12 protein-coding genes are annotated in these 13,264 nt (G+C 47.5%); all 12 read left to right on the top strand.

Features of this window, described 5'->3' with window-relative positions; genetic code table 11:
* Positions 1–45: 45 nt before the first annotated feature.
* The 12 genes from AC4IFB_RS06255 (at position 46) to AC4IFB_RS06200 (ending at position 13,108) form a co-directional block, all read left to right on the top strand.
* Positions 46–495, top strand: coding sequence for a DUF3465 domain-containing protein (locus tag AC4IFB_RS06255; RefSeq protein ID WP_490779700.1), 450 nt, complete (start codon positions 46–48; stop codon positions 493–495).
* Positions 496–647: 152 nt separating this feature from the next.
* Positions 648–1,157 carry a paraquat-inducible protein A gene (locus AC4IFB_RS06250; protein ID WP_490778179.1) on the top strand — a complete coding sequence of 170 codons (510 nt, stop codon included), beginning with the start codon at positions 648–650 and terminating at the stop codon, positions 1,155–1,157.
* Positions 1,157–1,624, top strand: coding sequence for a Cys-tRNA(Pro) deacylase (gene ybaK / locus AC4IFB_RS06245; RefSeq protein ID WP_490779699.1), 468 nt, complete (start codon positions 1,157–1,159; stop codon positions 1,622–1,624). Before AC4IFB_RS06250 ends, ybaK begins: the two co-directional genes overlap by 1 nt.
* On the top strand, positions 1,621–3,054 hold the full coding sequence (locus AC4IFB_RS06240) for a pectate lyase family protein (RefSeq protein WP_490779698.1): 1,434 nt from the start codon (positions 1,621–1,623) through the stop codon (positions 3,052–3,054). The genes ybaK and AC4IFB_RS06240 overlap by 4 nt, the downstream gene beginning before the upstream one ends.
* A 103-nt stretch (positions 3,055–3,157) precedes the next feature.
* On the top strand, positions 3,158–4,240 hold the full coding sequence (locus tag AC4IFB_RS06235) for a 3-deoxy-7-phosphoheptulonate synthase (protein WP_490779697.1): 1,083 nt from the start codon (positions 3,158–3,160) through the stop codon (positions 4,238–4,240).
* Positions 4,241–4,356: 116 nt separating this feature from the next.
* Positions 4,357–5,097: a hypothetical protein gene (locus AC4IFB_RS06230; RefSeq protein ID WP_490779696.1), complete on the top strand. Its 741-nt coding sequence runs from the start codon at positions 4,357–4,359 to the stop codon at positions 5,095–5,097.
* A 665-nt stretch (positions 5,098–5,762) separates the two neighbouring features.
* A complete protein-coding gene (locus AC4IFB_RS06225) occupies positions 5,763–6,635 on the top strand; it encodes a hypothetical protein (RefSeq protein ID WP_490779695.1) in 873 nt (290 codons plus the stop codon).
* A 275-nt stretch (positions 6,636–6,910) separates the two neighbouring features.
* Entirely contained in the window at positions 6,911–7,894 is a 984-nt protein-coding gene (locus AC4IFB_RS06220; RefSeq protein ID WP_490778185.1) for a TRAP transporter substrate-binding protein, read from the top strand.
* Between the two features lie 446 nt (positions 7,895–8,340).
* Positions 8,341–8,901 carry a TRAP transporter small permease gene (locus tag AC4IFB_RS06215; protein ID WP_490779694.1) on the top strand — a complete coding sequence of 187 codons (561 nt, stop codon included), beginning with the start codon at positions 8,341–8,343 and terminating at the stop codon, positions 8,899–8,901.
* Entirely contained in the window at positions 8,901–10,301 is a 1,401-nt protein-coding gene (locus AC4IFB_RS06210; RefSeq protein WP_490778187.1) for a TRAP transporter large permease, read from the top strand. The genes AC4IFB_RS06215 and AC4IFB_RS06210 overlap by 1 nt, the downstream gene beginning before the upstream one ends.
* 11 nt (positions 10,302–10,312) lie before the next feature.
* Positions 10,313–10,810, top strand: a complete 498-nt coding sequence (locus AC4IFB_RS06205) for a universal stress protein (RefSeq protein WP_490779693.1) — start codon at positions 10,313–10,315, stop codon at positions 10,808–10,810.
* 18 nt (positions 10,811–10,828) lie between these two features.
* Positions 10,829–13,108 carry an NADP-dependent malic enzyme gene (locus tag AC4IFB_RS06200; protein ID WP_490779692.1) on the top strand — a complete coding sequence of 760 codons (2,280 nt, stop codon included), beginning with the start codon at positions 10,829–10,831 and terminating at the stop codon, positions 13,106–13,108.
* Positions 13,109–13,264: the final 156 nt, after the last annotated feature.

Genomic DNA, 13,264 nt, shown 5'->3' with positions numbered 1-13,264 from the left:
AGACCTTCTGCTGGAGGGTAAACGACCAATGGGTGAATATTCAGCGTGTCTCTATTGAAGAAAATTTTAGCCCTGCTGCTTTTGGTCGCTGCAGGCTATCTGGGGTTATGGTCCCCAGACGATGTAGTCACTCCCCCTGTTTCTGAGTCTGCTAAAGCCGTTACTCAGGATCAGATCGAGTTGGCTTTTAAGACTCGGGCTCAGGATCTGCAGCTTACCCTTGCGGGTAAGGTGAAAAAGCTGTTACCCGATGACCGCAAAGGTAGTCGTCATCAACGTTTTATTGTTCGTGTTGACTCGGGGCGTACACTTTTAGTCGCGCACAATATCGATTTGGCGCCTCGTCTGGAAGGTATTAAAGTGGGAGACCGGGTAGAGATCCATGGTGTCTATGAGTGGAATGAGAAGGGTGGGGTAGTCCACTGGACTCACCATGATCCACAGGGTCGGCATGAAGGCGGGTGGATCAGACACAATGGCAAGATTTTCCAGTAAGGATATAGGCGATCACTACTCATTATGAAAATGACTGCCGCGCTGATTGAAGATAATTTATGGCTATCCAACTGAACTGTTTACCTCTGATGATTGCAACTACTGCATATCGATGATCTGTTTTACTGTGATGATGCCAGGCCGGTTGCAAGATGCAGGTTGAAGCAAAAAACCAAGAGATTCAGATACCGTTAGAGGTTGCCAGGCGCCTGAAGGTACTGTTGGTGTTATCCGGCGGATTATTGATTTTCGGTCTCTGGCTGCCGATGTTGACGCTGACTAAATTTCTGTTTATTGCCAACTCCTTTTCTGTTATTTCCGGTGTTGTGGAACTGTTTAAGCGGGAGCACTGGTTTCTGTTCATTGTAGTGGGCTTGTTCAGTGTTTTATTGCCATTGTTTAAGATAGCGTTTCTATTTCTGTTGCTGCACAGTCGCCAGATTGGATCGCCCCATTTCTCTCGCTGGCTTAAATGGATGCATGATTTCGGTCGCTGGGCGATGTTGGATGTGATGGTGGTGGCAGTTATGATCGTAACTGTAAAACTGGGGGTGGTAGCCCAGATTGAGATACATACCGGTCTCTATCTTTTCGGTGCTGCTGTCCTATTGATTATGTATATCACTCACCAGGTTGTTGCCTATACCACGGGAGATGATTGATGACACCAGCTATTGAGGTGGCTAAGCGGGCTGGCATTTCCTACACCACCCATAGTTATGAACATGACCCGAAGCATGAATCCTTTGGTATGGAGGCGGTGGAAAAACTTGGTCTGCCTGCTGATCAGGTTTTTAAAACACTGGTGGTCTCCCTGGAAGGGAAGGGGTTGGTGGTAGCTGTAGTGCCCGTCTCATCGAAACTGGATCTCAAACTTCTGGCAAAAGTTTTGAAGGTCAAAAAAGCGACCATGGCTGATGCGCGAGCAGTGCAGCGAAGCAGTGGTTATGTTCTGGGTGGCGTCAGTCCATTAGGACAAAAACGACAATTACCAACGGTGATAGACGCCTCAGCCGAAGGTTTTTCAACTATCTATGTGAGCGCAGGGAAACGGGGACTTGAGATTGAATTAGACCCTCGTGATCTGGCACAGCTATTGAGTGCAACAGTTGCAGAGATTGCTAAATGAGTTACCAAGGAGACGATATGGAGATGCCTCACTCGATAGTTGGTCAACGGTTGAGGGTGCTGTTCTACCTTTTAGGGATGGTTGGGCTATGGCTGGTTAATGTAACGGTCAGTGCAGCTTTTGATAAACCCGTTGCCGCATTTCCAGGTGCAGAGGGATTTGGTGCTGTCTCAGTGGGTGGACGAGGTGGCCGGGTTATCAGAGTGACTAACCTGAATGCTCAAGGCCCCGGCAGTCTGCAGGCTGCAGCGGCAGCTGAAGGTCCGAGAATTGTGGTATTCGATGTTGCTGGTGTGATTCGTGGAGATTTGCGTATTCAACACTCCAATATCACCATTGCCGGGGAGAGTGCCCCAAGCCCGGGCATCACGCTGGTTGGACGGATCGTTGCAGCCCCGCAAAATGGTGAGCGGCTACATGATCTTATTATCCGCTTCTTACGTATACGCCAAAAGCCGGTAAGAGGACATACTGGAGATGTGATTCAACTTCCCAAGTCTGAGCGGATTATCCTCGACCATCTCTCCCTGGCCTGGGGAAATGATGAACTGCTCGATATCATTCATTCATCAGAAGTCACAGTACAGTGGTGTACACTGGAAGAGTCAGACCCAGCTGGGCACAGTAAAGATGTAGCGCATAATTTCGCCTTGCTCAGCGCCTATCCGAATAGCGGCAATATCTCCATACATCACAATCTGTTTGCTCATAACTCGAGAAGAAATCCTTCACTCTCCCCATATGTAAAAGAGAAACCTGCAGATTTTCGTAACAATGTCATCTACGACTTTAAAGAGGGGCTGGGGCATGACGGCCATAAGCCTGCCGCGGGTATTAATATCGTTGGCAACTATTACAAGCGGGGGCCGAGTGCCGATCGGGTAACGCTCTATCATTTCAGTGATCATGGCAAATACTATCTGCATGGAAACCACTTGGCAGGCTATGGTCGAGTCGATCGTCCAGGAGATGTGGGCTTTTTCTCCTCTTTTAAAATTGGCTTCAGTCGCGAGGGAGAGTTGGCGCAGAGAGAGTTTCCTGTGGCAGAGGTTGAAACTGAAGAGGCAACCAAGGCCTATCTGAAGGTATTGGCGTTGGCGGGTGCTTTTCCTCGGGACAGGGTGACCCGCCGTACGATCAGCGAGGTTATCACCGGAACGGGTGGTTGGAGAAGGGGGGCACCGCAAAATCCCGATGATGAGTGGTTTCTTCAGGGATTGAGAGATAAGAGCATGCAAAAGGACAGGGATATGGACGGTATGGCGGATGACTGGGAAGTAGTTAACGGCATGGATCCTGATCATGATGATGCGGGGCAGTCTTTAGATAACGGTTATACTGCTATTGAGGCCTATCTACACTATCGGGCTGATGGACTTATTAAAGATGCACAGGATGGCCGCACGATTCAGCTATCTGTGGATTGGTGAGGTATGGCCATATCCTAAACGCTAACAATTTTGTCGGGTGGGGCCATGCCCCACCAATCACGAATGAATAGTGTTGAGCAAATTCACGAGAGAGTTGTTCATTATGAACCAAGACCAACCTGCATTATTAAAAAGAGTTTCGAATTTACGAGTAGCCAGTGCCCAGCCACTGATCCGGCCATCAGAGCTTCTGCAGGCGATGCCGGTCAGTGACGAGATATACGATCATGTCGTCAGGGTGCGGGAGGCTATTCATCATATTCTGGTTGGGGAGGATGATCGCCCCCTGGTGATTGTCGGGCCTTGCTCAATTCATGACCCCGATTCAGCAATGGAGTATGCACAACGCCTGAAACCGCTGGCTGAAAGTCTCAATGACAAGATGCTGGTGTTAATGCGTGTCTATTTTGAAAAGCCTCGAACCACGATCGGATGGAAGGGATTGATCAATGATCCTGAGATGAATGGTTCATTCGATATGAGCCGGGGTTTGAAACTTGCCAGACAGCTGCTGCTGGATATCAATCAGCTTGGGCTGGGAACAGCGAGTGAAATTCTGGAACCTTTCACGCCCCAGTATATTGGTGATCTATTGGGTTGGGTGGCGATTGGTGCAAGAACCACTGAGAGTCAGACCCACCGACAGATGGCTTCAGGTCTTTCAACACCTGTTGGTTTTAAAAATTCAACCGATGGCAATACCAAAGTTGCCATAGATGCGATGCTGTCTGCGGCGAATCCCCATACCTTTCTGGGCATCAATGAGTCGGGAGAGTCATCTATCATCGCTACTACAGGTAATGAGGATACCCACCTGATACTGCGTGGTGGAAGCCGGGGCGAAAACTACGATAGTGCAGATGTACTCTATGTCGCTGATTCTCTTCGTAAGGCTGGTCTGGCACCTAGATTGATGGTTGATTGCTCTCATGCCAACAGCAGAAAAAACTATGAGCGCCAGGTGATCGTATGGCACGATCTGATCAAGCAGATTGCTCACTCAAGATCTACTGGTGAGGGGCATGCAATGATACTCGGGGCGATGCTGGAGAGTCATCTAAATGCCGGACGGCAGGATATCACCGAGCATCCATCTGATTTGAAGTATGGGGTTTCAGTAACAGATGAGTGTATAGACTGGGAAACAACGGAAAAGCTTCTACTGGAGGCTTACGAAATTTTGTAAAGGTGTTTTGTAAAGTTGTGCAATAAAAAATGAGAATATTAATCACCCTCTGTATCACAATCAGCCTCTCTCTGTTGGCTGCTTGCCAGACGGATTCAAAGCAATGGGAACCTGGTATGTCACAGCAATTTAAAGCGGATATGGAAACGCTGAAACGTGCAAGCGTATTTTTTGGCCATCAGTCTGTAGGTGAAAATATTATTACCGGTTTAGAGGAACTTGCCCGGCAATCACAACAGGATCTCCCAATTCTCGATCTTGAAAGTTATCTTGCTGAGCGTCAGTCTGGCTGTCTGGTACATACACCGATTGGTCAAAACCAAAAGCCACTGACAAAATGTGAAGACTTTGAGCGGATAATCGATCAGGAACTCTCAAACAAGATCGATTATGCATTGTTAAAGTTCTGTTATATCGACATCAACCGCGAATCTGATGTGTCTGAGCTATTCTCAGCGTATAAAAACACCATGGATGGACTGATTCAGAGACACCCAGAGATCACCTTTATTCACACCACAACACCTCTCAGACATAGTCCTGGCGGGCTTGGTGTCTGGATCAGAGAGATGCTTGGCAGAGCAAACAATAGCAAGCTGGATAATCGTAAGCGCAATCAGTTTAATCGTCTGCTACTCGATAATTACAGTGATACTCATGTAGTCGATATTGCACGAAGTCAATCGACCTATGCCAACGGTCGTCGGGAATCATTCAGCATGGATGGAGAAGAATACTACGCTCTGATCGGTAGCTATACCTCCGATGGTGGCCACCTCAATGAGCTAGGCAGGAGCCAGGTCGCACAGGCATTTGCTCACGATCTGGCTCGGATTATTCGTGCAACTCAAAAATGAGTGGCCTGATTTAAAAAAGGTCTTTTTCAGAGATCACCTCACTTCTGCTCATGCCACACCTATCTGACATATGGACACAAGCAATTAATAGAGGTGCCCATATAATTCAAGCGAAGTAGGGTGCGGCCCTGCCGCACCATGCCCAACCGAAACCACCTGACGAGCAGGCTAACCGACATCTTTCACAAATTGATGTAGCGTAAATGAGTTCACCAATGGGTGGGCATAAACTTCAGTAACTTTACAGCAGATGTCAGCGGCCAACTGCGGAAACCAGGATAAACTAAACACTTGCTGGTAGCGGGGTTTTTGAGAAACCCGCAACCTGATGGTGCGGCAGGGCTACACCCTACACCCTACACCCTACACCCTACACCCTACACCCTACACCATCACACTAGTGCCAGCCGTTAAGTAACAACACCTGAAAAAGCATGACTCATCAACTGTGAAATTAAACACTGAGTACATTTAATAGTGCTCATAAATCAGCTAGCTTGGGAATTAATTTTATTCAAGCAGCGTGCTTTTTTGCCGCTACATTCCTATAGAGAGAGGCCCGCAACAACGCTAAGCCTTGGATTTCAAAATTCGCGTCAAAATTGATGGTTTTCCGAACCAAGCCTAGTACTGTTCTGCAGGTAAAAAAACCGTAAGGAGTAGCAATGCCTTTAAACGATCCACTAACTGACAATATGCAGAACGATATCGCCAAGCTGGAAGGTAAGCGCAGAATACTTCAACAGATTGTCGAAATCACTAATGCAATAGAGGGCATGCAGGAGAGTCTCAGTTCTGTATTGGTGCTGGGTGTTCCTTCCAAGGATCTTCCAGAGAGTGCACTGAATCTCTTCAGCTCCTTGAGCGAAAGTCTACGCAATTTGCCTGTCAAACAGATTCAGGTCTATTTCAACAATCTGGAAACCCTTATTAAGAGTCAGCTGGAAAAGATACTCCACTACTCTGGCTTGGATTATTCTCAGGACGAAAATATCGAATTCATCTCTCTCTCAAGTGATGATCAGGAGTCTAGCCCCCTCGATCTTCTCGATGAGTTCAAACGAACTGCCCAGACCGCTGTCTCGATGCGGGTTTTACTTCGTAAAAGAGGTGTGCCAACCCCTGGTTCGCCGGTTCCTGTCTCACCTGAAGTGATAAAAAAACAGCTTGTTGAGCTTGATAATCAGGAGAAGCAGCAACGAGATAAAGCAGCACAGAAGATCGACGAGATGAAGGCAGATGTCGAGGGTATGTTAGCCAATCCAGTCTATCCGGATGGAATGAAAGAGATCCTTAAGGGGGTTATCTCCAATCTTGAAAGGGATCAGAAACTGCTTTCGTCTGGGGCCTCTTTGAATAAACTCAGTTTTGTAGCTGAATCTGAAGAGATTGTTGGTGTTGATGATGTTGCGGCTGAAGAGAGTATCGAGATCACCGCTGTGCCTGAGTCACCAGACACCGGTGGATTTTCCGATCGAGCGAGTCGATGGCTCAATAGCCCCTGGGATGTCTCATGGAAGGACACCGTCGACCGCTAATCCCGTTTATTGAGTAGTGCCAGTTACCTGCCTCTGTGGGTAGGGCATTTCTTACTCTTCTTAATGTGTGAAATCTCCCCACTACAGATAGTAGAAATGGGCGGAAATCCGCCGATTTATGTACGCTCGTTCGATAACGCGCTCTGATTCACCCCTTTATTACCCTGGTATTCTCCACTTTCACCACAGTTGGCCCCTTTATTGCTCTCCTTCACCCCAATCCGTTGCTTTCGGGTTATCCAAAATAATTTAAGATTCCATTCTGGAGGATCATTATGAGAAGAGCCTGTATCCTATTCGCGCTGCTAGCTACACTAGTGGCAGCTCCCCTGTCAGCCGCACCTATTGTGATCAAATTTTCACATGTGGTGGCTGAAAATACACCAAAGGGCCAGATGGCCAATAAATTCAAGGATCTGGTTGCAGAGCGTCTTGCTGGCAAAGTGGTTGTTGAGGTCTATCCCAACTCCCAGTTGTTTGGTGATAACAAGGTTCTGCAAGCCATGCTGCTGGGTGATGTGCAGTTAGCAGCACCTGCTTTGTCGAAATTTGAGAGCTTTACCCGTTCACTTCAGCTTTATGATCTACCTTTTCTGTTTAAAGATATGCAGGCGGTCGAACGCTTTCAAAAAAGTGAAGCTGGCCAAAAATTATTAAGCTCTATTAAGAAAAAGGGTTTAACCGGTTTGGGCTATATCCACAACGGTATGAAACAGCTCTCTTCCAGTAAACCCATTCATGTTCCGGCAGATGCCTCGGGGCAGAAATTCCGTATTATGACTTCTGATGTATTGGCAGCACAATTCAAGGCAGTTAAGGCCACACCGCTTAAAAAACCGTTCTCAGAGGTATTTACCCTGTTACAGACCAGGGCCATCGATGGTCAGGAGAATACCTGGTCCAACATCTATTCCAAAAAATTCTTTGAAGTGCAACCCTATATTACTGAGTCCAACCACGGTCTGCTCGACTATATGGTGGTAACCTCTACCGAATTCTGGATGGATCTGCCGGATGATATTCGTGTTGAAGTCAAAAAAGCGCTGGATGAAGCCATTGTATTTGGTAACTCGGTTGCCGAGCAGAAGGGTGTGGATGACCGTCAGAAGATCATTGACTCTGGACGAAGCACTCTCATTTCACTCAGTGCCGAAGAGCGCGCCCAGTGGGTTGAAGTAATGAAGCCTGTCTGGAAAGAGTTTGAGGATGAGATCGGTAAGGAGCTGATTGACGCAGCTTATAATTCAAACAATATGTAACCCTCGACTACACTTGTGTGATGTCACTTGTTGTTTGTCGGCCAAAAAAGGTATCAGCTTGCCAACCGAGGAGTATGGGCTCAGTAGTTGAATGACCTTATCTGAGTGCAAAATAATAGGGATGGTTAGGCTGTGTGAATGGGGTTCGGTCTTGTAAGCCGACAGATCTACTTGCAACTTGAGACATTACATAAACCTACTGAATTCAATCGGGTTCTAGACCCGATTGAATTCGGCAACTAATAATCCTAGATTCCGCAGTTGACCGCTGAAATTTGACGTAAGGTAGTGATATGCCACATCAATTAATGGTATTTATACTCACCCATTGGGTGATCCCATTTACACTACAAGAACTCTAGGATAACAATTACAAGTCCGGGCAGGATAGGGATTTCCAAGATTGCCATAAGATATGGCACTGCGGAGGTCAGAGGAGAATCTTAATGCTTAAGCAAATACTGAATAAAGCGGAAGAGGGGATTATCTCTCTACTGCTGGTTGCAATGACCCTATTGGTTTTTCTTGAAGTGGTGCTACGTTTTGTATTCAATACAGGTCTACTTTGGGCTCAGGAACTCACCCTGCATCTATCTGCCTGGTTTGTACTCTTCGGTATCTCATACGGTCTGAAGGTTGGTGCTCACATTGGTGTGGATGCCTTCGTCAAAACACTACCCGATTCAATCCATCGTTTTCTATCTCTTGTCGCAGTCGTGCTCAGCCTGGTCTACTGTAGCTTGTTTTTATATGGTTCCTGGATCTATCTGTCGAAGATGAAAAAGATCGGCATCGAGCTTGAGGATATCCCGGTAGAGACTTGGGTCGCCCACAGTATTCTTATTATCGGCTTTGTATTTTTCTCTGTGCGGTTACTGCAGTTGTTATGGCATGTGATCAGAGGTGAGTCAATCGGATTCTCCCATACCAATGAAGCGGAAGAGAGCATGCGCTTGGCGGAGGAACTTGCCGCTGAAGGGCAAAATCTGAATGGGGGAGTCAAGTAATGGCGACAGCAACCCTATTTCTTCTGCTATTCATTTGTATGCTGATCGGTATGCCGATCGCGGTGGCTTTGGGTATGTCGAGCATCGCCACAATACTGTTTTTTTCCAGCGACTCGCTGGCTTCGGTTGCCCTGAAACTGATCGAAGCACTATCTGAACACTACACCCTGTTAGCGATTCCATTCTTTATCCTATCATCAGCATTTCTATCAACCGGAGGGGTGGCAAAACGTTTAATCAATTTCGCTGTAGATTGTGTTGGTCATATCCGCGGTGGATTGGCAATGGCCTCAGTTATGGCCTGTATGCTGTTTGCTGCGGTATCTGGCTCATCACCAGCGACTGTGGCTGCAATTGGTACTATCGTGATAGCGGGGATGGTGAGATCAGGCTATCCAGAGTCCTTTGCTGCCGGGGTTATCGCAAATGCGGGTACCTTGGGTATTTTGATTCCACCTTCAATTGTTATGCTGGTCTATTCAGCTGCAACTGAGGTCTCTGCAGCAAAGATGTTTATGGCGGGCTTCATCCCAGGGTTGATGATGGGACTGTTGTTGATGGTGGCGATTTACGTGGCTGCACGGATCATGAATCTACCTTCTCAGCCATGGCCGGGTATAAAGTCGCTGTTGAAATCAGGTTTTATCGCCTCTGGTGGTCTGATGCTGATTGTGATCGTGTTGGGTTCGATTTATGGTGGTATCGCCAGTCCGACTGAGGCGGCAGCGGTATCTGCTGTATATGCTTTCCTTGTCTCAGTATTCGGTTATCGGGACATGGGGCCTTTGAAAGGCAAACCCTGGCGCTATGATGGCGAACATGGTGCAGGCATGGTGATGCGCAATCTGACACAATCAGTGGTAGCGTTGCCAAAAGCTTTTATCGATGAAGAGGTCAGGCATACCGTACTGGATGCTGCAAAAGTCAGTATTATGCTGTTGTTCATTATTGCCAATGCAATGTTGTTTGCCCATGTGTTGACCACAGAGCGTATTCCACATGCAATTGCGGATACTATTGTAGGTTGGGGGTTGGATCCCTGGATGTTTCTGATTGTGATGAATCTGCTATTGCTTGCAGCCGGTAACTTTATGGAACCCTCTGCAGTATTGTTGATCATGGCGCCTATTCTGTTTCCTATCGCCACTCAGCTGGGTATAGATCCTATTCATCTTGGTATCATTATGGTTGTAAATATGGAAATAGGCATGCTGACACCACCTGTGGGGCTGAATCTGTTTGTTACGGCGGGTATTACAGGTAACTCTATTGGTTGGGTCATTCGTGCGGCACTTCCATGGTTGGGTCTGTTGCTGATATTCCTGATGTTGATTACCTATATACCCCAGATTTCCCTGTTCCTTCCTGATTTTATCGATCAGATGAAAGGTTATAAGTGAGGCGTAACTAAATGAGTTCAATTCCTGAAATCAAAACCATACTTTATGCCACCGATATGGGGCGACACATGCGTCCGGTTTTCAGGCAGGCTATCAGCCTGGCTCAGAGCTACAATGCAGAGATCATCATGTTGCATGTTCTGGAACCATTGGGAAGCACAGGTGAAGCTGTGCTTTCCACCTATCTACCAGGAAAAAAACTGGAAAAGCTTGAACATGAGGGTATGAAGAAGGTCCTTAAAAAAATGAAAGAGCGGCTGGAAAAGTTTTGTCATGAAGAGATGGCGCTTTGTGAAAAAAAGAACTCTATGGTAAGGGAGATTCTGGTTACATCCGGTCATCCTGCAGATCGCATTCCGCAAGAGGCGGAAAAGCATAATGCCGATATAATTGTGATTGGCAGTTGCAGTAAAGGTTTTATTCGCAGCGGTCTGTTAGGGTCAACAGTTCGCCACGTCACTCAAGTCAGTCACCTTCCTGTAGTGGTGGTGCCGAACTGTAATCGATAACCCAGGAAAACTATTTTTATGTCTGAAGAGTTGAGAAAGGCCGCACTTGAATATCATCGGTCTCCCAAACCCGGCAAGCTTGAAATCAAATCGACTAAACCGATGGCCAATCAAAGGGATCTTGCATTGGCTTACTCTCCCGGCGTTGCTGCTGCATGTGAAGAGATAGCGTCTGACCCTAACAAAGCGGCTGACTATACTGCCAGAGGTAACCTGGTGGCAGTGATTACCAACGGAACCGCGGTACTCGGTTTGGGGGCTATCGGTAGCCTGGCCTCCAAGCCTGTTATGGAGGGTAAGGCAGTTCTGTTCAAGGAGTTTGCTGATATCGATGTATTCGATATCGAGATTGACGAAAAAGATCCGCATCAATTCATAGAGACCGTGGCTCGTCTGGAGCCCAGTTTCGGTGGCATCAATCTTGAGGATATCAAAGCACCAGAGTGTTTTATTATCGAGAAAGCACTCAAAGAGCGGATGAATATCCCGGTCTTTCATGACGATCAACACGGTACGGCTATTGTTGTTTGTGCGGCAATACTCAACGGTCTGAAAGTGGTTGGTAAGAAGATTGGTGAGGTAAAGCTGGTCACCGCCGGTGGCGGTGCTGCAGCTTTAGCCTGCCTCGGTCTGCTGGTTGATCTGGGGTTGAAGCGGGAAAATATTATCGTTACCGACATTGCGGGCGTGGTCTATGAGGGTCGTACTGAAGAGATGGATCCTTATAAGGAGGTCTACGCTGTCGATACATCAATGCGCACATTGGAGGAGGCTTTGGATGGAGCAGATGTTTTTCTCGGCCTCTCGGCAGCTGGGGTATTAAAAGCAGATTGGCTGCCGAAGATGGCTGCGAATCCGCTGATTATGGCCCTGGCCAATCCAAATCCTGAAATTCTACCGGATGAAGCAAAGGCGGTGCGGCCAGATGCCATTCTGGCCACTGGCCGTACTGACTATCCAAATCAGGTTAATAACGTACTCTGTTTTCCCTTTCTGTTCAGAGGTGCTCTTGATGTAGGGGCGACTGAGATCAACAGTGCAATGAAGATGGCCTGTGTAAAGGCGATTGCTGAGATGGCCCAGGTTGAGTCATCTGATGTTGTTCGTTCCGCCTATGGTGGGCAGTCCCTTCAATTTGGTCCTGATTATCTGATACCCAAGCCCTTCGATCCTCGCCTGATGGTCTCTGTGCCCTTCGCGGTTGCTGAGGCAGCTATGGAGTCTGGTGTGGCGTTGAGGCCGATCAGTGACCTGGAATCCTATCGTGCTCGATTGCAGAATCGTGTATTCCGCACCAGCATGACGATGCGTCCTATGTTTGAACGGGCTCGTTCAGATATCAGACGGGTGGTCTATGCAGAGGGAGAGGAGGAGCGGATTCTGGAAGTGGCGCAACAGGCGGTGGATCAAGGCATTGCCAGGCCGGTACTGATTGGTCGTCGGAATGTAATTCTCGCTGGGATCAAGGCATTAGGCTTGCGCTTAGTAGAGAATGATGATTTCGAAGTGGTTGAGCTGCTGGAGAACCCCAATTTCGAGCGTCATGCACAACTATTTTTTAAGCATGTCGAGAGACGAGGCTTTTCACCAAAGGAGGCCCGCAAGTATCTGCAAAGAAATCCCACTGTATTGGCTGCAGTGATGCTCTCATTGGGTGAAGTGGATGCAATGATCTGTGGCATAGTTGGACGTTATCAGAAACATCTCAGGCATATCGAGGAGATCATCGGTAGAGAGAGCGGGGTGAATAAATTGTCTTCCATGAATGCACTGGTGCTGCACACAGGAACACTATTTATGGCAGATACCTATGTGCAGGAGGATCCTACTGCAGAAGAGCTAGCCGAAATCGTCACTCTATGTGCAGAAGAGGTGTTGTGGTTCGGTGTCGAGCCTAAGGTGGCGCTGCTTTCACACTCCAATTTTGGAAGTCATGAGTCGACCTCTGCACGCAAGATGCAGCACACCCTGGAATTGGTTCGGGAACGAATGCCTGACCTTGAAATTGAAGGGGAAATGCATGCTGATCTGGCGCTGTCAGAAGAGATTCGAGCAAGTCGCTTCCCCAATTCGCGCCTCAAAGACAGCGCTAATCTGTTGGTAATGCCCAATCAGGATGCGGCCAATATCTCCTTCAATATGCTCAAGGTTTTAGGCGAAGGGATAGCGATTGGGCCGATATTGATTGGCACCGCTAAATCGGCTCACATTGTGACGCCAAGTATCACTGTGCGCGGCCTTTTGAATATGACTGCGCTGGCTTCGGTGCGTGCCAGCTGCATGATGAAAAGTGGTTGATGAGGTATCGTGAGCTTGGATGAATATTGAATATTGAGGTAACTAATTGTTCTGGGTTAGCATATTTTGTCAATGTATTGTGCGGCGCACAATTTAAAAATCCAACATTCTTTCTTCTATCGGGAGAGGGGCAGGATGAGAGATTCCTTTAATTAA

It is taken from the genome of Candidatus Thiodiazotropha sp. AKIB8, assembly GCF_058244675.1.
Note: the sequence above shows the minus strand (reverse complement) of the source record. Positions and strands in the feature narration are given on the sequence as shown.